The organism is Plantactinospora sp. CNZ320, assembly GCF_002846275.1.
This window is the reverse complement of record NZ_PJMP01000001.1, coordinates 6,315,871-6,333,538: the sequence shown is the minus strand read 5'-3', so window position 1 is coordinate 6,333,538 and position 17,668 is coordinate 6,315,871. Positions and strand designations below refer to the sequence as shown.

General features: G+C 73.2%; 16 protein-coding genes. 6 read left to right on the top strand and 10 right to left on the bottom strand.

The window, feature by feature from the left end; all coding sequences use genetic code 11:
* Window positions 1-6 precede the first annotated feature (6 nt).
* A complete protein-coding gene (locus CLT71_RS28420; protein ID WP_101369803.1) occupies window positions 7-495 on the bottom strand; it encodes a cupin domain-containing protein in 489 nt (162 codons plus the stop codon).
* A gap of 106 nt (window positions 496-601) precedes the next feature.
* Here CLT71_RS28420 and CLT71_RS28415 point away from each other — a divergent pair, with 106 nt between their 5' ends.
* From CLT71_RS28415 to rocD, 4 genes are all read left to right on the top strand, one after another.
* Window positions 602-1,255 (top strand): helix-turn-helix domain-containing protein, encoded by a 654-nt coding sequence (locus CLT71_RS28415; RefSeq protein WP_101369802.1) that lies wholly within the window; start codon window positions 602-604, stop codon window positions 1,253-1,255.
* Window positions 1,256-1,402: 147 nt separating this feature from the next.
* Window positions 1,403-2,182 (top strand): thrombospondin, encoded by a 780-nt coding sequence (locus CLT71_RS28410; protein WP_101369801.1) that lies wholly within the window; start codon window positions 1,403-1,405, stop codon window positions 2,180-2,182.
* A 335-nt stretch (window positions 2,183-2,517) separates the two neighbouring features.
* Complete coding sequence (gene ddaH / locus CLT71_RS28405; RefSeq protein WP_101369800.1) at window positions 2,518-3,375, top strand: dimethylargininase; 858 nt, start codon at window positions 2,518-2,520, stop codon at window positions 3,373-3,375.
* A 14-nt stretch (window positions 3,376-3,389) separates the two neighbouring features.
* Entirely contained in the window at window positions 3,390-4,640 is a 1,251-nt protein-coding gene (rocD, locus tag CLT71_RS28400) for an ornithine--oxo-acid transaminase (protein WP_101371870.1), read from the top strand.
* A gap of 81 nt (window positions 4,641-4,721) precedes the next feature.
* Here the strand turns inward: rocD and CLT71_RS28395 are convergent, their stop codons facing one another.
* The 3 genes from CLT71_RS28395 to CLT71_RS28385 all read right to left on the bottom strand — a co-directional run bounded on the left by CLT71_RS28395 (window position 4,722) and on the right by CLT71_RS28385 (window position 7,901).
* Window positions 4,722-6,146, bottom strand: coding sequence for a right-handed parallel beta-helix repeat-containing protein (locus CLT71_RS28395; protein ID WP_158242324.1), 1,425 nt, complete (start codon window positions 6,144-6,146; stop codon window positions 4,722-4,724).
* Between the two features lie 316 nt (window positions 6,147-6,462).
* Entirely contained in the window at window positions 6,463-7,611 is a 1,149-nt protein-coding gene (locus CLT71_RS28390) for an FHA domain-containing protein (protein WP_101369798.1), read from the bottom strand.
* On the bottom strand, window positions 7,608-7,901 hold the full coding sequence (locus tag CLT71_RS28385) for a 4a-hydroxytetrahydrobiopterin dehydratase (protein ID WP_101369797.1): 294 nt from the start codon (window positions 7,899-7,901) through the stop codon (window positions 7,608-7,610). Before CLT71_RS28385 ends, CLT71_RS28390 begins: the two co-directional genes overlap by 4 nt.
* 181 nt (window positions 7,902-8,082) lie before the next feature.
* On the opposite strand from CLT71_RS28385, the gene CLT71_RS28380 reads away from it, so the two are divergent.
* The gene (locus CLT71_RS28380) at window positions 8,083-8,850 is read left to right on the top strand and encodes a hypothetical protein (protein WP_101369796.1); all 768 of its coding nucleotides are present in this window, start codon (window positions 8,083-8,085) and stop codon (window positions 8,848-8,850) included.
* A gap of 71 nt (window positions 8,851-8,921) precedes the next feature.
* Here the strand turns inward: CLT71_RS28380 and CLT71_RS28375 are convergent, their stop codons facing one another.
* The 3 genes from CLT71_RS28375 to CLT71_RS28365 form a co-directional block, all read right to left on the bottom strand.
* Window positions 8,922-9,983, bottom strand: a complete 1,062-nt coding sequence (locus tag CLT71_RS28375) for an acyl-CoA desaturase (RefSeq protein WP_101369795.1) — start codon at window positions 9,981-9,983, stop codon at window positions 8,922-8,924.
* Between the two features lie 156 nt (window positions 9,984-10,139).
* Window positions 10,140-13,745, bottom strand: coding sequence for an SCO7613 C-terminal domain-containing membrane protein (locus tag CLT71_RS28370; protein WP_101371869.1), 3,606 nt, complete (start codon window positions 13,743-13,745; stop codon window positions 10,140-10,142).
* 160 nt (window positions 13,746-13,905) lie between these two features.
* Entirely contained in the window at window positions 13,906-14,784 is an 879-nt protein-coding gene (locus tag CLT71_RS28365) for a LysR substrate-binding domain-containing protein (RefSeq protein WP_101369794.1), read from the bottom strand.
* Window positions 14,785-14,907: 123 nt separating this feature from the next.
* On the opposite strand from CLT71_RS28365, the gene CLT71_RS28360 reads away from it, so the two are divergent.
* Window positions 14,908-15,252, top strand: a complete 345-nt coding sequence (locus CLT71_RS28360) for a nuclear transport factor 2 family protein (RefSeq protein WP_199187962.1) — start codon at window positions 14,908-14,910, stop codon at window positions 15,250-15,252.
* 28 nt (window positions 15,253-15,280) lie between these two features.
* On the opposite strand, the gene cutA is transcribed toward CLT71_RS28360, so the two are convergent.
* Genes cutA through CLT71_RS28345 form a run of 3 tightly spaced genes read right to left on the bottom strand, consistent with a single transcriptional unit; the run spans window position 15,281 to window position 17,509 of the window.
* Window positions 15,281-15,601 (bottom strand): divalent-cation tolerance protein CutA, encoded by a 321-nt coding sequence (gene cutA, locus CLT71_RS28355; protein ID WP_101371868.1) that lies wholly within the window; start codon window positions 15,599-15,601, stop codon window positions 15,281-15,283.
* A 10-nt stretch (window positions 15,602-15,611) separates the two neighbouring features.
* Window positions 15,612-16,673, bottom strand: a complete 1,062-nt coding sequence (locus CLT71_RS28350; protein WP_101369792.1) for a 1-acyl-sn-glycerol-3-phosphate acyltransferase — start codon at window positions 16,671-16,673, stop codon at window positions 15,612-15,614.
* The gene (locus tag CLT71_RS28345) at window positions 16,673-17,509 is read right to left on the bottom strand and encodes a patatin-like phospholipase family protein (RefSeq protein ID WP_101371867.1); all 837 of its coding nucleotides are present in this window, start codon (window positions 17,507-17,509) and stop codon (window positions 16,673-16,675) included. Before CLT71_RS28345 ends, CLT71_RS28350 begins: the two co-directional genes overlap by 1 nt.
* Between the last annotated feature and the right edge of the window lie 159 nt (window positions 17,510-17,668).

The window sequence follows — 17,668 nt, the reverse complement described above, 5'->3', positions numbered from 1 at the left end:
GCGGGTTCAGTGCGTCGGCGGCGGGCCGAGCAGCTCGATGCCGTGCCGGGCGGCCGCGTGCCCGAGGGCGGCGGGATCGATCGGCCCGGGGTCGGGCAACCGGTGCTCCCGGGCCGCTTCGCCGACCTCGGCGGCGAACCGCTCGAAGCCGGCGGGGGCGGTGATCTGGAGGGTGCGCAACGGCTCGTCGGCACCGACCAGGAAGGTGTGCGCCAGCCCGGCGGGCAGCAGCACGAAGTCACCGGGCCCGACCGGGAACACCTCCCCGTCGCAGCGGAACTCGGCGGTGCCGGCGAGGACGTAGAACATCTCGTCCTCGACCAGGTGCCGGTGCACGGGTGGCGCGAAGCCGGGCGGGTTGACGAACTCCACGACGGTGACCCGCTCGCCCGTCTCCGCGCCGTTCGCCTTGACCGTCACCAGGCTGCCGAGGAACCAGAGGGCCTCGCCCTCGCCCTCCCGGCGCACGAACGGACGGACTGCCGCCTGGGTCATGGTGCCGCCTCCCTGCCGCTGGTCGGTCGTTCCCGCTGGACCGGGAGCCGACCGAGCAATTCAACATACCGCTGTCTAGTGAATATGTAGCTAGTATGACGAAGTCATGAGTGCTGTCAACCCCAGGCCCAGGCGGCGTTACCAGTCACCGGTCCGCGAGGAGGCGGCCCGGCGTACCCGGCAGGCGATCGTCGCGGCGGCCGGCGAGATGTTCGTCCAGCGCGGCTACGTGGCCACCTCGCTCGCCGACATCGCCACGGCCGCCGGCGTGGCCCGGCCGACCGTCTTCGCGGCCTTCGGCTCCAAGCCGGCGCTGCTGCACCAGGTACTCGACCAGGCGCTCGCCGGCGACGACGCCCCGGTCGCCGTCGCCGACCGGCCCTGGTTCAGGCCGGTCTGGGACGCCACCACCCCGGCGGCGGTGCTCGACGCGTACGCCGAGGTGTGCGTGCTGATCGGCGGTCGGGCCGCCCCGCTGTTCGAGACCGTACGGCGGGCCGCCGACGACGCGCCCGAGGTGGCCGAACTCTGGCAGACGCTCGGCCGCAACCGGCGGGCCGGCGCGACGATGGTGCTCGACCACGCCGCCACCCTCGGCCCACTCACAGCCGACCTCGACCGGGACCGCGCGATCGACGTCCTCTGGCTCTACAACGACCCGGCGTACTACGCCACCCTGGTGCTCGACCGCGGCTGGTCCGAACGGGACTTCGCCGGATGGCTGGCCGGAACGATGCGCCAGGCGCTGCTGCCGCGCTGACCTCCCCGTCCGGTGGACCCGGCCGGCCCCGCGCCAGGTGTGCTGGATCGCCCATCGGGGTACACCGATCCCAACGCTGCGTAGGCGCCACCGACGAGGCTCCGCGCATGAATCAGGAGGTGTGTTGTGGTCAGGATTCCATCACTGATGCGCCAAACGGAGCCCGCGCCGACACGGGACGAGAACGGTGACGGTCAGGTCGACGCCCGCGACGAGCGTGCCGACGGCCGTCACGAGCGCACCGAGGTCCGCGACGAGCGTGCCGACGGCCGCACCGAGCGGTCGACCGGTACCGCCACGGTGGCGGACCCGCCGCGCACCGGCTCGCCCGACCGGACCGTGGACTCGCCGGACCGGGTGGAGCGGAGCGACGACACCCACACCGACGACGGGACGCGGCGCCCGGCCGGGACCGTGGTCACCGAGCCCGACACCGCACCCCGGAAGGTTCCGCCTGTCGCACCCGCTCCTCCGGTGGGGACGAAGACCGAGACCCGGCGCGAGGCCGACCGTACGACCGAACCGGAGCGCGGGCTCGACGGGCGTACGCCGGACGCCGACCGTACGCCGGACACCGAGCCGGCCGTGGTGGACCGGGGTCCCCGTCCCCGGGGCAGCATGCTCGCCACGCTGAGTCTGGTCCTCGGGGTGGCCGCCGCCGCGTTCGTGCTGGCCGGCGCCCTCGCCGGGTACGGCATCGCGCTCGGCACCCTCGCCCTGCTGCTCGGCGTCAGCGGTGTTTCCGCGACCGCCCGCCGGCACGTCGCCGGCCGGACCGACGCGCTGATCGGGATCGTCCTCGGGGTCGGCGCCGTCGTCGCCGCCGTGCTGGCGATGACCGGCCAGTTCGACTGGCCCAACACCGACGGCGAGAACGTCGTGCGGTTCCGCGAGTGGCTTGATTCACAGTTTGTGAACCGGTTCTGACCGGGTAAGGACCTGCGCGGAGCGGTGGTGCACCGCTCCGGCCCCGCCAGCCGGTGGTGGTTCACCACCTGAGCGCACATTTTCGGGGGCGGCGACGACGCCGCCCCCGCAGTGTGTTTACGCCCCGGTCCGCGTCCACGCCCCGAGGTGCGCAACGGGTCCAGGCCCAGGCGCGCAACGGATCGTCGGTGGGCGGCCTGACAGACGCAACGATCAGCCGGTGGTAAGCAATCCTCGGTCATGGTTCCGGTCGGTCCTGCCCGCATAGCGTTGGGTTCGGCGCCAGCCCACGTGCCGTACGGAGGCCGGGCGCGCCCGACCCCAGGAGCAGGACCATGACCTTGGACGCCATCGCCACCAGCGGGCGTACCCCGGCCGGCCCGGCGCAGACCCGGCGCTACCTGATGTGCCGGCCGACGTACTTCACCGTCGAGTACGCGATCAACCCCTGGATGAACCCGGCCGCCCCGGTCGACACCGCCCGCGCGGTACGCCAGTGGGAGACGCTGCGGCAGACCTACCTCGACCTCGGGCACACCGTCGACGAGATCGAGCCGCTGCCGGGGCTGCCGGACATGGTCTTCGCGGCGAACGGCGCGACGGTGCTCGACGGCCGGGCCCTGGCGGTGCAGTTCCGCGACCCGGAGCGTGCCGACGAGGCACCGGCGTACGCCGGCTGGCTGGACCGGGCCGGCTTCGAGGTGCACGAGGCCAAGCAGGTCAACGAGGGCGAGGGCGACATCCTCCCGGTCGGCGGGCTGCTGCTCGCCGGCACCGGGTTCCGCACCTCGCACGCCGCGCACGCGCACCTCCAGGAGGTCTTCGGGCGGCCGGTGATCACCCTGCAACTGGTCGACCCGCGCTTCTACCACCTGGACACCGCGCTCTGCGTGCTCGACGACGAGACCGTGGCGTACCTGCCGGAGGCGTTCTCGCCGGGCAGCCAGGCGGTGCTGCGCCGGCTCTTCCCCGACGCGGTACTGGCCGGGATGGCAGATGCCGAGGTGCTGGGCCTGAACGCGGTGAGCGACGGCCGGCACGTCGTACTTCCGGCGCAGGCCACCGGGCTGTCGGCGGCGCTGCGCGATCGCGGGTACGACACAATTGGTGTTGATTTGTCCGAGCTGCGCAAGGCGGGCGGCGGACCGAAGTGCTGCACCCTGGTGCTGCGGGAACGAGAGGCGACCAAGTGATCGTGGACGACGTGCTGCGTACTCCGGAAGCGGGCGACCTCCCGGACGCCCCGGCGGCGGACGACTCGCTCCGCACCCCGGCGGCGGTGCGGGAGGCCGAGCGTTGGACCGCGCACAACTACCACCCGCTGCCGGTGGTGATCTCCTCGGCCGAGGGCGCCTGGGTCACCGACGTCGACGGCCGGCGCTACCTGGACTGCCTCGCCGGCTACTCGGCACTGAACTTCGGGCACCGGCACCCGACGCTGATCGCCGCCGCGCACGCCCAGCTCGACCGGCTCACCCTGACCAGCCGGGCGTTCATCCACGACCAGTTCGCCGACTTCTGCCGGGAGCTGGCACAGCTCTGCGGCAAGGACCTGGTGCTGCCGATGAACACCGGCGCCGAGGCGGTGGAGACCGCGATCAAGGTGTCCCGCAAGTGGGGCTACCGGGTCAAGGGGGTACCGGACGGGCAGGCCACGATCGTGGTCGCGGACGGCAACTTCCACGGGCGTACCACCACGATCGTCAGCTTCTCCACCGACCGGGAGGCCCGGGACGACTTCGGGCCGTACACCCCGGGGTTCCGGATCGTCCCCTACGGCGACCTCGCCGCGCTGGCCGAGGCGGTCGACGAGACCACAGTGGCGGTGCTGCTGGAACCGATCCAGGGCGAGCAGGGCGTGGTGGTGCCGCCACCGGGCTACCTGCCCGGGGTACGCCGGCTCTGCACCGAACGGAACGTGCTATTCGTCGCCGACGAGATCCAGTCCGGGCTGGGCCGCACCGGCGAGACCTTCGCCTGCGACCACGAGGGCGTCAAGCCGGACATGTACGTCCTCGGCAAGGCGCTCGGCGGCGGCATCGTGCCGGTCTCGGCGGTCGCGGCCGATGCCGAGGTGCTCGGCGTACTGCGGCCCGGCGAGCACGGCTCGACGTTCGGCGGCAACCCGCTGGCCTGCGCGGTCGCCACCGAGGTGGTCCGGCTGCTCGCCACCGGCGAGTTCCAGCGCCGCTCGGCGGAACTCGGCGCGCGGCTGCACGCCGGACTGCGCGGGCTGGTCGGCGAGGGTCTGGTGGCGGTACGCGGCCGGGGGCTCTGGGCCGGCATCGACATCGACCCGGCGCTGATGACCGGGCGGCAGGCGTGCGAGCGGCTGGCCGAGCGCGGCGTACTGGCAAAGGACACCCACGGCTCGACGATCCGGCTCGCCCCGCCACTTGTCGTCGAGGCCGACGAGCTGGACCACGCGGTACGCCAACTCGCCGCCGTACTGGGCTGAGCCCTCGCCCCAACAGCGGGACCGGAGGCGGGCGGGTGCGGCGTACCGCATCCGCCCGCGTCCGGTCGGCACGTCAGAGGGTCAGAGCGCCACGTTGTCGCTGAGCACGTTGCCGGTGGTCGGCGCCTGCACCCCGCCGGTACCGAGCGCCCGCCACCGGGTACCGCTGACCGTCATCCCGGTCCCACCGACGATCTCGATCGCGTGCCGGGCACTGCCGTAGGCGGTGTTGTCCCGCAGCAGCACCCGGTTGGAGCCGCTGACGTGCACCGCGTTGTACCTGTTGGGTTCCGGGTGCGACGCGTCCTGGAGGAGGTTGCCGGAGACCTCGACGAGGTCGACGCCGGTGATCACGATGCCCTCCCGCTGCGGGCGGTAGACACGGTTTCCGTTGATCCGCGACGCCTCGATGTTGGTGAGCCGGATGCCGACCGGGGTCACGCTGTTGAGTTGGAGGTCGTTGTCGGCCACGGTGATCCCGGTGGTCTGGGCCGACTTGTCCTTGCTGACCTGGATGCCGTACTCACCCGGGCCGATGATCATGTTGCCAGTGACCACCACTCCGATGACCAGCGCGTTCTCGGTGCTGCTGTCCACCCGCACGCCGCCCGCCCTGGGCACGTTGAAGGTGTTGCCGGTGATGCTGATGTTGCCGGTCGGCGCGTCGCCGACGAACACCCCGTTCTTGCCACCCGAGGTGTTGTTGCCGGCGATCGACAGGCGCTGGCAGCCCCAGCAGTCGATGCAGTTGTCCCCGAACCCGACCACGGTGTTGCCGGCGAGGCTGGCGTCCCGCCCGTAGCGGCAGGAGATGCCTTGCGCGATGGTCGGGGCCGGGCTGGCGCAGGTGATGGTGTTGCCCTGGCAGGTGTAGTACCTGATGCCCGGGCTCTCCTGGCCACCCCGGAAGTAGACGCCCCAGTCGCACTCCAGCAGGTCGTTGTCGACGACGGCACAGAAGTCGGCGTCGGCGACGAAGACGGTGCAGTTCCACGGGCTGTCCACGGAGCCGTGCCCGCAGTACCGCATCGTGCAGCCGGTCACCTTGCTGCGGTGGGCGCCCGGCGCGATGCTCACCGCGCAGGCCGGCACGTTGGTGAAGGTGCAGCCGTCCACCACGCTGCCCGGGGCACTGCCCTCGATGATCAGGGCGAGCCCGGTGGATTGTCCGGCCCCGTCGAACACCAACCCGCGTACGGTGTGGCCGGCTCCCCGGAACCGCATCAGGTCGACCCCGGCGCCGGCTCTGATCCTCGCCCCGCGACCGGTGAGCACCCGTGGCGTCGACCCGTCGACGATGAGGGTCGCGGTGATCAGATAGCTGCTCTCCGGGCCGCCGAAGTCGACGGCGAGGTTGCTGGCCAGACATGCCTGCACGGCCACCGTGTCGTCGGTGACACCGTCGCCCACGGCTCCGTGATCCCGTGGTGAGGCGGTGGTCGCCGCCACGGCGACGGCGGCCACCGCCGGGTCGCCGGGCGCCAACGCGGCCCCGCCGACGGCCATGGGCGCGCCATAGAGCAGCGCCCGCCTGGATACCCGTCGTCCTCGCATTCCAATGTCCTCCCCCGTGCGTACCGACGCAGATGGAACCTGCTCCGTCCGAACAGCGCGCTGTCCGCCCCGCCCGGGGGCGCGGACGGACAGCGGGAACGGTCGCGGAAGGTTCACTGCCGACATCGACAACCGATATCGGAACTGGCCGCCAGGATAGACAACCGAGCGGTTCACCGGTGCCCCGAACGCGGCCACGCCGACGGACCGCCCGGGGCGCCGGACCGCCCGGGGCGCCGGACGGTCCGGAGGGAGGGCGGATCGGCGGTCAGCCCCGGCCGGGCAACCTGATCGCCATGGTCGGCGCCTCGGCCATCACCGAGGTCGGGTTCGTCATGCCGCCGGCGTTCCAGGTGCTCGACCGCCCCACCTGCACACCCGGATAGAGCTCCACGATGTCGCCACCGCGCATCACCCGGGACTGCTGGTGGGCCAGCGCCACCCGCTCCGCCTCGTCCATCGACCCGCCCGGCCGTACGCCGGAGCCGTTGGTGCTGACGTCCTGCGCGACCAGGTCGCCGCCGCGCAGCTCGAACCGGACGTGACTGCGGCTGATCCAGCGTCGCGCCTCGTCGTTGAGCCACTGGCCGAGCCGGATCCCGCCGGAGTCGTCCGGTGCCCGGCCCACCACCACCGGCCGCTCGGCGGTCACCACGAAGCGGCGCCGGACCATGCCGCCGATCCGGATCGACAGCACCTCCTCGGTCGGCCTCGGGCCGGCGTCGCTGAGCCGCTGGTCGTGCCGGGGGCAGGTCGGCGTACCGGTACGCAGGGTCGGCGGCGGCTGTCCGCTCGGCTTGCGGTCGATCTCGGCGAGGTCGGCGAAGGCGCCACCGCCACCACCGCCGCCGAAGAGCACGCAGCCCGGCTCCTTGCACCGCCAGGTGCGGGCGAGCAGCTTCCGGCCGGTCGGCGACGGCCCGGTGGCCGCCACGTTGCCCTTGACCCGCTGCGCCAGCACCGGGCCGCCGGCACCCGGCAGCGGGGCGAGCAGCCGGCCGGGTGCGCTTGTCACCCACGGGAAGCGCCCGGCCATGCCGTCGAAGCGGCCCCGGCTCAGCACCGGCAGGCCGAGCAGGTCGGCCACCTCCAGCACCCGGTCACCGGGGTTGACGAGCACCTCGACCAGGCCGTTGTCGGCCCAGCGCCGGAGCACCATCCGCTCGTTGGAGGTGAGGTCGGCGTCGCTGAGCAGCGCGCGGTGCACCACCGCGTACACCGGGACGTTGTCCTCCTCCAGGTGCCGCCCGAGCGCGTCGATGACCATGCCCAGTCGCATGGTGCTGGCCGGCCGGCCGCCGTCGAGGTCCTGGTAGCGGACCACCTCGGCCAGGTCGAGCACCGCCCGCACCAGCGACGGGTCGGTGCTCACCCGGTCCTCGATCGCGTCGAGGACCTTGCTTATCTCGAATCTCACGCCGCTCCCCGGGCTATTTCGTCGATACGCCGCGCCAGTTCGACGTCACGTCGGGTCACCCCACCTACCGAATGGGTCGCGCAGCGGAAGGTCACCGTGCGCCACCGGATGTCGATGTCGGGATGGTGGTCGAGTTCCTCGGCGACCACCGCGACCCGGTCCACCACCTCGATCGCGTCACGGAACGTGGGCAGTTCGACAGTACGGGCGATGCCGGCCGGATCGCCGGCCCAGCCATCCAGCCCGGCCAGCTCGGTCCGCACCGCCTCCGCGTCCAGCACCTCTGCCATGGCCAGACCATACCGCCGAGGCCGGTGGCCGTGGGATACAACCGGCCCGCCCGCGAGGGCTTCCGCCCCGGTGAGCGGCGGAAATCGGTACGCCTCGACCTGTGGCGGAGCGTTACGCTGTCCGGCGTCCGGCCACGGCAGGTGACTGCGCGTGGCCTTTGTCACGGGGAGGAAACACCAGATGAAGACTCGACGGCTGGCGATCGCCGGCCTGGCCCTCGTCACCGCCCTCGGGGTCGGCGTCGCGGGCTGTGCCCTGCCCGGCACCGAGCGGCGCGACAACGGGACCGGCGCGGCGGACACGCCGGAGACGAGTCCCGCCGACGCCTTGGCCGCGTCGGTGCGGAAACTGAACGAGGACACCTTCACGGTCAGCCTCAAGATGTCGGTGATGTCGGCGCAGGGCGCGATGGACCCGAAGGCCGGGAAGGCCAACCTGGCCATGAAGCTCGACGCCCCCGGGCAGTCGATGGACTTCAAGATCGTCCTGCTCGCCGACGACCTCTTCGTGAAGTATGCCGGCCTGCCGGGGCTGCCCAAGGAGTGGATGCGGGTCGACGCCTCCAGGATCAAGGACGGCAGCACCCTGGACATCATGCCCGAGGACGACCCGATGGGCGTGAACAACCTGATGAAGGGCATCGTCAGCGTCGACCGGGTCGACGAGCGCAACTTCCGGGGCACCCTCGACCTGGCCAAGTCGCCGACCGCCGACCCGGAGTCGCTGAAGATGTTCGGCGACAAGGTGCACGCGGTGCCGTTCACCGCCAGCGTGGACGCCCAGGGCCGACTGGTCGAGATCGTGGCGGACACCATGACCGTCTCGCCGCTGATCGGTGACATGAAGGTCAGCTACGACAACTTCGGCAAGCCGGTCGAGATCACGCCGCCGAAGTCCTCCGAGGTCGTCGAGATGCCGACCGAACTGCTCGGCCTGATGGACGCCTGAGGCGCGCTCCGGACCGCGCTTCGTGGGGCGGCCCCGCCCAGGGCCACCCCACGATCCGCTGACCGTCGTACCTAACCGGCGCTGCCGCGCGCCGCGGCCCCCTCCGCCCGCAGCGGGGCGCCGACCGAGTGCAGGTGCCGCAGCGCCTGGCGGTACGAGTCGAAGAGCCCGGTCTCCTCGTACGGGATGCCGTGCTCTTCGCAGTACCGCGCGACGATCGGCTGGGCCCGCCGCAGGTTCACCCGGGGCATGCTCGGGAACAGGTGGTGCTCGATCTGGTAGTTGAGGCCGCCCAGCGCGAAGTCGACCAGTATCCCGCCCCGGACGTTGCGCGAGGTCAGCACCTGCTTGCGCAGGAAGTCGAGGTCGTCCTCGGCGGTCACCACCGGCATGCCCTTGTGGTTCGGCGCGAACGAGCAGCCCATGTAGAGCCCGAACAGCCCCTGGTGGACGGCGAGGAAGACCAGCGCCTTGCCCGGGGAGAGCACGGTGAAGAGTGCACCCAGGTAGCCGACCGCGTGCAGGGCCAGCAGCACCGCCTCGGCCCGGCGGCGGCGCATCGGCGTACCGTCGGTGAGCGCCCGGACGCTGGAGACGTGCAGCGCCAGCCCCTCCAGCAGCAGCATCGGGAAGAAGAGGTACGCCTGCCGCTGTGCCAGCCACCGTCCGAAGCCCCTGGTGGCCCGAGCCTGCTCGTCGGTCCAGACCAGCGCCCCCGCGCCGACGTCCGGGTCGTCATCCTCGTGGTTGGGGTTGGCGTGGTGCCGGTTGTGCTTGTCGATCCACCAGCCGTAGCTGAGCCCGACCGCCAGGTTGCCCGCCAACAGCCCGGCCAGTTCGCTGGCCCGCCGGTGCCGGAACATCTGCCGGTGCCCGGCGTCGTGCCCGAGGAAGGCGACCTGGGTGGTGGCACCGGCCAGGAAGACCGCCACCAGGATCTGCCACCACGAGTCGCCGACCACTGCGAAGGCGACCCAGCCGGCGACGAAGAGCCCGATCGTGAGAGCGATCCGGGCCACGTACCAGCCGGTCCGGCGTTCCATCAGACCCGCCGCGCTGATCCGTCGAGATAACCGTGAGTAATCACTACCTCGACGGGCCTCCGGCTCGGGCACGGCAGCGAGGACCGCCATCTGTAGCTCCCTACATCGCGTTTCGCCACGCCGGTCGGCGGAGCGCTGATCTCCAGTCTCCGGGGGAAGGTTGCGGACAGTAACCCCGGAAGCCCCCGTATCGGGGGTAGTGCTAGCACCACTGCGTACCCGGCCACCGCCGGCTCGACACGCCGGTCAGCTCATCCGGTTGACCGCCGCGCGCAGCCGGCGCAGGTCGCGACGCCGCCGCTCGTAGGTCATCGCAAGGCCGATCAGGGCGAACCCGCCGACCGCCAGGAAGATCCACCGGGGCAGCCGGTCCCACACGTCGACCATCTCCCGCAGCGCGAGTACGGTCAGAACGGCGCCGCCGAACACCACCGGCGCCTGGCGCCGCCACCGGGCACCGGCCAGTACCGCCAGCAGGGCACCAGCGCCGAGCAGCAGCCGCCGCCACGGCTGGTCACCGGCGACCAGTACCGAGACCAGGCTCGGCAGCAGCGCGGCACCGAGCCCCGGGCCGTACGCCACCCAGCTGGTCAGCCCCGGCCAGGCCCGCAGCGCCAGCCAGCCGGCCAGCAGCCCGAGCACCGCCGCCGGCAGGGTGTACGCCTCGACCAGCGCCACCCGGGCGGAGCCGAGCAGCAGCCAGGCGGCGACCAGTTCCGCCGTGCCCGCGGCTGCCGCCCGCACCCAGCGGTACGCCATCGGCTCGCCCGGACGCAGGGCGCGCAGGCCCAGCGCCACACCCCAGAGCGTGCAGACCGGCGCCGCGTACCGGATCTCGCCGGCGGTCAGCAGCAGCGCGATCGTGGCGGTCGTGTGGCTGGCCACCTCGACGGCGACCGCCTCCACCCGGCGGCCCGGCACCGCCGCAGCCGGCCCCGCCATCCCGGCCAGCAGCGTGCTGCCGGCCAGGGCCAGCGCGGCGACGCCCAGCACCGCCAGCGCGGTGATCCGCAGCGGCAGATCGGCGGCGAGCGTGGCGGTGGCGGCAAGCGTCGCCGCGCCGCCGACACCGGTCAGCCAGCCCGCCACCCGGGCCGCCGAGGTGCGCCCGAGCGCCCCGGCGGTCACCCCGGCCGCGCCGACGAGCGCCAGCCCGGCGAGGGTGCTCGGCCTGGTCGGCAACAGTCCGGCCAGACCCGCCGCCGCGAACGCCACCCCCACCGGGGCCAGCCAGACCCGACGAGCGCCGTCGAGCCGCAGCGCCACGAGCAGCGCGCCGGCCACCCCCGCCAGCAGGCTCGACGCGGGTACCACCGGCCAGGGCGCCCCGGCGGCCACCAGCCCGACAAGCGCGGTGCCGACCGCGAGTGGTGCCGCCACCAGCACCGTTGCCTGGACACTGCGCCACCTCGCCCAGCCGGCCACCACCGCCGCGGCGGTGAGCAGCAGCAGCGTCAGCGTGCCGGCACCGTCCAGCCGCCAGTCGGCCGGGTCGACGCCGATCCCGCTCGGATGCAGCCCGACCTCGGCCGGCGGACCCGACCAGATCCGGCCCAGCCAGCCGTACGGGGCGACGAGCACGGCCAGCACCGCAGGTACCGCCACCACGGCGGCCCGGACCAGCAGGATCGCCCCGGAGACCAGGGCCGGTACCGAGGCCGGGGCCGGTACGGCTGCCGTCCGCTGCGCAGCGGTCCCGTCCGGTCGTGGCGGTCGACCCCGCCCCGACAGCCAGATGCCGAGGTTGAGCAGCAGCGCCCCGGCGGCGTACGGGCCGGCGGGTTCGCCGACGCCGGGCAGCCCGGGTGCCAGGCCGACCGCCAGCGCGACGGTCGCCAACGCCGCGTTGGCGTACGGCTGGTAGTGCGCAACCGCCCGGCGCACCGGTACCAGCCCGACGGCGAGCAGCACGGCGCTGGCCAGTACGGCCCGCGCCTGCCATCCCGGGGACACCCCGGCGGCGAAGAGTGCCAGCAGGACGGTCGCCGGAGCGGCGAGTACCGCCGTCGCGAGCCCGCCGCCGCCCACCACCCGGCGCAACACAGGTACGGGTGCCGTGCCGGTGTCAGTCGTTTCCGCAGTGGAGACGGCGGCGGCGGGACGGAGTGCGGCCAGCGCGACCGCCACCCCCAGCAGTACGAGGGTGCCGCAGACGACTGCGGCACCGGCCGGCCGGGCCAGCCCGACGAGTACCGCGTGCCCGGCCAGCGGCGCGGCGGCGACCGCCATCGGCAGGGCCGAGCGCGTCGACCGGCCCGGCCAGGCGGCGGCGATGGCGAACGCGCCAGCCAGCAGCAGATCCAGCACGGCGACGAGCCACCAGGGCAGGGCGAGCGCGGCCGGTGCCGCCAGCACCGTGAGCACCGCACCTGCCAGCAGTACCAGTGACCGGTCCCGCCGCCGGCCGAGCAGGACGATCGCCACCGTGGCCAGCACCAGCGCCACCGGAAGCTGCCAGTCGAACGGACCGGACCGGGCGGTCAGGTTCGCCTGCCAGGCCGGCTGGGAGCGCAGCGCGACGGCCACCGCGACCACCAGCGCCATCGAGCCGGTCAGCACCGCGAGAGCGCCGGCCACGACCAGCCCGCCGGCCCGGGGCCCGACCCGGAGCCCGGCCGGCAGCAGCCGGGCGGTGCCGACGATGGCGGCGGCGAGCAGCACGACGATGACCGCGGCCGAGCCGAGCAGCGGCGCCGGTGTTTCGGCGGCGGCCCGGACCAGCGCCACCGCGAGCACCACGACGAGGACGACGGACGCACCGACCCCGGCGGCGGTGCTGCGCAGCCGGAGGGCAGCGGCGACCGGCAGCAGGGCGGCCACCAGCAGCGGCCCACCGGCGAGCACGGCCAGCGGACCGTCCGTGGTGACCACCGCCAGCGTCCCGCAGAGCGCCGAGGCGAGCCCGGCCACCCCGAATCCCACCCAGGCGACGGACCGGCGGGCCACGCCGATCGGGTCCGCCGGTCCGTCGCCGACCCGCCCCCGGGTCAGGGTGAGGTTGACCGCCGCCAGTCCGGCGAGCGCCAGCGTCCAGCCGGCGGCGCCGAAGCCCGCGTCGTAGGCGAGCAGCGGGATCACCGGTTGCAGCAGCAGCAGGCCGGCGAACGCGGGTGCGGCGAGCCGGGTCAGTCGGTGGTAACCCCCCGCCACCACCGCGGCGACCCCGAACACCAGTGCCGCGTACCGGACCGCCGGCCAGCCGGCCACACCGAACAGGTCCACGCTCCACCCGGCGTAGCCGTCGAGCACCACCAGGAGCAGGCCGAGCGCCGCGAAGGTCTCGGCGGTGGCGGTCAACCCGCGCCACTTCGCCAGCACCGGCACGGCCAGGGCCAGCCCGGTCAGCGCGCCGAGGATCAGTGCCCGGCCGCCCACCCCGACCGTGGCCCAGGCCCACACGGTGAAGACGATCGCCGCCGTACCGACCAGCAGCCCGCCGAGGATGAAGAGGACGTTCTGCACGGTCCGGGTGGAGGCTTCCGGGCGTACCGGAGTGGGAGCCGGCGATGGCTGCGGCCGGGACGCGCTGACGGCGGCCGGCGCGCCGGGACCGCCGCCCGTCGGCGCTCCGACCGGCGCGGCCACGGGAACCCGGGCCGGCACGGCCGTTGCCCGGACCTGCTGGGCCAGCGCGTCGCGGCGTCGGCGCAGTTGCCACAACGAGGCGTCGAGACCGAGGTACGCCTGCCGCGCCTGTTCCACCCGCGCACCGAGTGCGACGATCTCGGCACCGAGCCGGATCACCTCGGCGGCGGCCGGGTCCGGTCCCCGGCCACAGCCCCGACAACCGGTCACCAGGTCGGCACCGGCCCCGCAGACCGGGCAGGGGTACGTGTTCGTGGAAGCGGTCACGGTGCCATGATCGTCCACGGCCGGCCCGGTTCACAGAGTGCGCGTACCTATTCCGGTGCGGGTATCCGCGCCCGTGCCGGTGGCGCCCGCCCCGGAGCGGGGGCGGCCCTCCGCTGGTCACGGTCGAGCCAACCGCTTCCTGGCTCGCCGAATGCCTCGATTACCGGGCGAACGCCCGCTTGGCGTGGGTGAGCAGTTCGCGTACCGCGGGGCCGTGCCGGGGCCGCCACACCAACGCGAGCTGTGCCGGCGACTCCGCGTCGTCGATGACCCGGGCGGTGAGACGGTCGCCGAAGGCGTCCGCCATCGAGACACTGAGGATGCCGACCGCGAGCCCTCGGGCGGCGAGGTCGGCGATCGCGGCCCCGGCGCTGGCCTCCAGCGTGATCGCGGGGCGGACGTCCCTGGCGGCGCAGGCCCGGTCGAAGACGGTACGCAGGCCGGTGCCGACCGGCATGCAGACGATCGGGTACGCGCCAAGGTCGCGCAGGGTGAGCGTGTGCCGCTCCGCCAGCGGGTGGTCAGGCGGCAGCACCGCGACCAGCCGCTCGCTGACGATCGTCAGCGACTCCAGCCCGCTCGGCTCGGTTGCCGCGCTTCCGACCAGGGCCAGGTCGAGGGCGCCGCCGCGTACCTCGTCGACAAGCCGGTCGGAGTTCCCCTCCAGCAGCGAGATCCCCACCCCGGGGTACGCCCGGTGGAACGCCGCGAGAGCCTCGAACAGCGGGATGATGGTGCAGCCGATCACCATCCCCACGGTGACCCGGCCACGGATCAGGTCGGTCACCTCGCCCACGGCCTGACTCATCGCCTCGGCGGCGGCGAGGGCGACCCGGGCGTGGTCCAGCGCGGCCTTGCCTGCGGTGGTGAGGGTGGCGGTCCGGGCCGAGCGGTCGAAGAGTTCGGCGCCGACCTCGCGTTCGAGCTGGCGGATCTGGGCGCTCACCCCGGACTGGCTGATGTGCACCCGCTCGGCGGCCCGGGTGAAGCTCCGCTCCTCGGCGACCGCCACGAAGTATTCGAGCTGGCGTAGCTCCATAACTGGAGATTCTAGATCCCAGTAGAACCATCTGTTGGACTTCTGACTCTCCTGCCGGCAGCGTGGAGGTGAGCAGCGAGAGCGCAGGTTGAGGAGGCAGTCGTGCCGGAGTACGAGAAGGCGATGCGGCCCGAGGACATCACCCGGCTGTTCGTCGAGCGGTCCAACGCCGGGGACGCGGCAGGTGTCGCCGCGCTCTACGAGGAGGACGCGGTGCTGGCGTACCCGCCCGGTGCCCAGACCGTCGGCCGGGCGGCGATCGAGGCGCTCTGGGCGGAGGTGCTGGCCAACCGTCCCCGGTTCGAGCCCGAGCAGCCGCTGCCGACGCTCGTCAGCGGCGACATCGCGCTCACCTCGACCCCACCCGGGGACGGGGCGGGTGCCCGGGCCCAGGTCGTCCGCCGGCAGCCGGACGGGAGCTGGTTGCGGGTGCTCGACCAGCCCGAATTCGTCACTCCCGCTGGTTGACCTCCGCTCGTGCGAGGGCGGGGCCGGGTCAGGGACGGGTCTGCTCGTGCAGCCAGGTCGAGTAGTCCGGGTTGCCGCCCTCCACCCAGGTCACCAGCACCTCCGGCACCTCGTACGGGTGCGCGGCCCGTACCTGGTCGATCAGGGCCTCCACCCGGTCCGGGGCGGTCTTGAAGACCACCGTCCACTCCCGGGTGGTCTCCATCCGCGACTCCCACCAGTAGGTGCTCTCCACCGGCCCGGTCACCTGCGCGCAGGCCGCCAGCCGGCCGGCGACCGCGGCGGCGGACAGCACGTCGGCGACCGCCCGCGCGTCCACCACTGTCGTCACGATGCAGATCTGGTCCACGCCGCGCACCCTACGCCGGATCGGTGTCGCCCCGATGTGCATCGACCCATTCGTCGATCCGGGCCCACCAGTCGAAGAGCCAGTCGATCCGCTCCTGGCGTTCCTTCGGCACCTCCTCCGGGGGTACCGACCAGAACCGCATCACGATCCGCTTGTCCATCGGCAGTTCCCGCCACACGTCGGCGACGGTGAGCATCCGGTCCAGCCCGGTGTGCGCGACGAAGATCACCCCGGCGTCGGGGGCGGCGTCGAGGGCGGCGAGCACCCCGCCGGGCTGTGGCGCCAGGACGTGCCGCATCGCCTCGGCCCGCTCCGCCATGTCGTCGAGGCCACGGGCCCGGAGCAGGTCGATGGCGCGGCGCCGCCGCCGGGGCGTGAAGTTGCCACCCTCGGGAAAGATCACGAAGGCGTCGTTCTCGTCGAGGTTGCGGGCGAGGTGGCCGATCTGCTCGACCATGCTCTCCCGGGGCGGGCCGAGCTGCTCGTCGGGGCCGACCCGGGTCTCGCGGCGGTGCCGGGGCGCGATGAACCGGTTGGGCAGCCGGTTGAGCAGTACGTCGACCGCCGGATCCCACTGGAGGGTGTCCTTCAGCACGATCCTCGGTTCCCGCTTGAACCAGTTGACCAGCGCGTGGATCAGGATGAACGAGTCGCCCGGCCCGGCGTGCCGGCAGAGCACCAGCTCGGGGCGGCCCGGCAGCGCCGTGTCCGGATCGGTGCCGACGACGTCGATGCGCAGCCGCAGCGTCCACCGGGCCTGCCAGAACAGCACCGTGAGAAACCAGCCGGCGAGTACGTAGTGGGCGCGCTGGAACCCCGGGGAACGCTTGTGCCAGCCGAAGCCGGAGCCGACCCAGAGCCCGAACATCGCGACCAGCGCGGTGGCGTCCCAGACCAGGTAGACGATTCCCACCCAGAGCACCCGGAGCGGGCGCAGGTAGCCGGGGACCAGCGGCGAGGCCGCGGCAGCGAGGATCAGCCAGATCGGCAGCGTCGTCACCACAAGTACGGCGAGCAGCACCGTACCGGGAGCGAGCACGACTCGCCGGACCCACCTCGGTGGCAGCGGCATCAGCCGTGGCTCACGTGTTCGCTCAGGTAGCGCCGGGACGCCGTGTACGCCCGACTGATCCGCCGGCCCACCGCCGCCATGTCCCGGTACGCCCACGGGGTGTCGTCCCGGGGCCCCAGCCCGCCGGTCGGCAGCACGTGTACGTCCACGTCGTCCGGCAGCGCCGCCATCTCCCTGGCGAACCGGTGCCGACGGGCGATCTCGAAGGCGACCTGGGCGATCTCCCACGGTCGGCGGGGCGGGGTCAACGGCCGCTCGATCCGGCCGACCTGGAGCACGAAGATCTGCTTCGCGCCGGCCTGCACCGCCTCGCCGATCGGGATCGAGTTGACGATCCCACCGTCGACGTAGTGCTCGCCGTCGATCCGGGCCGGCGGCAGCAGCCCGGGTACGGACGCCGAGGCGAGAACCGCCGGCACCAGCGGGCCGGTACGGAACCAGTGTTCGGCGGCTCGCTCGATGCTCGCCGCGCAGCACCGGAACGGCACCTTGAGATCCGCGAATGTGGTGCGCTCGCCGAGTTCGACCTCCAGTAGGCGGCGCAGCGGGCGCGGCGAGTGCAGGTGGGTCCGGGCGGCGAAGCGGCGCAGTTGCCGGGCGATGGAGTCGCCGTAGACCTCGCTCGCCTCGGGTGAGGCCCAGAGCCGGACCAGCCGGTCGGTGACCGCCTCGGAGGGGTCGGCGGCGACCAGTGCGCCGTTCACCGCCCCGATCGAGGTGCCGAGCACCAGGTCCGGATGGATGCCGGCCCGGAACAGCGCCCGCAGCATGCCGACCTCGACGGCGCCGAGCACCCCACCACCGCCGAGCACGAACGCCACCGGACCGCCGACCATGACCTTCATCCTGGCACGGGCAGCCCATCCCGACCCGCTGGGCGGCCTCCGGTACCCACGACATCGACGACCGTTCGGCGCACCGGAGGTACCGTCCATCGATACGTGTGCCCGGTCGTAGGTAAACGTGGCCACCGACGGCGTTCCGCGGGTGCCTTG

Coding starts and splice junctions, on each gene's coding strand:
- ddaH (WP_101369800.1), top strand. CDS start 2,518: ATGACCTTGGACGCCATCGCCACCAGCGGGCGTACCCCGGCCGGCCCG.
- CLT71_RS28380 (WP_101369796.1), top strand. CDS start 8,083: ATGAAGACTCGACGGCTGGCGATCGCCGGCCTGGCCCTCGTCACCGCC.
- CLT71_RS28410 (WP_101369801.1), top strand. CDS start 1,403: ATGCGCCAAACGGAGCCCGCGCCGACACGGGACGAGAACGGTGACGGT.
- CLT71_RS28350 (WP_101369792.1), bottom strand. CDS start 16,673: ATGCCGCTGCCACCGAGGTGGGTCCGGCGAGTCGTGCTCGCTCCCGGT.
- CLT71_RS28385 (WP_101369797.1), bottom strand. CDS start 7,901: ATGGCAGAGGTGCTGGACGCGGAGGCGGTGCGGACCGAGCTGGCCGGG.
- CLT71_RS28395 (WP_158242324.1), bottom strand. CDS start 6,146: ATGGCCGTCGGCGGGGCCGCGTTGGCGCCCGGCGACCCGGCGGTGGCC.
- CLT71_RS28415 (WP_101369802.1), top strand. CDS start 602: ATGAGTGCTGTCAACCCCAGGCCCAGGCGGCGTTACCAGTCACCGGTC.
- CLT71_RS28360 (WP_199187962.1), top strand. CDS start 14,908: ATGCGGCCCGAGGACATCACCCGGCTGTTCGTCGAGCGGTCCAACGCC.
- CLT71_RS28345 (WP_101371867.1), bottom strand. CDS start 17,509: ATGGTCGGCGGTCCGGTGGCGTTCGTGCTCGGCGGTGGTGGGGTGCTC.
- CLT71_RS28375 (WP_101369795.1), bottom strand. CDS start 9,983: ATGGCGGTCCTCGCTGCCGTGCCCGAGCCGGAGGCCCGTCGAGGTAGT.
- CLT71_RS28420 (WP_101369803.1), bottom strand. CDS start 495: ATGACCCAGGCGGCAGTCCGTCCGTTCGTGCGCCGGGAGGGCGAGGGC.
- CLT71_RS28365 (WP_101369794.1), bottom strand. CDS start 14,784: ATGGAGCTACGCCAGCTCGAATACTTCGTGGCGGTCGCCGAGGAGCGG.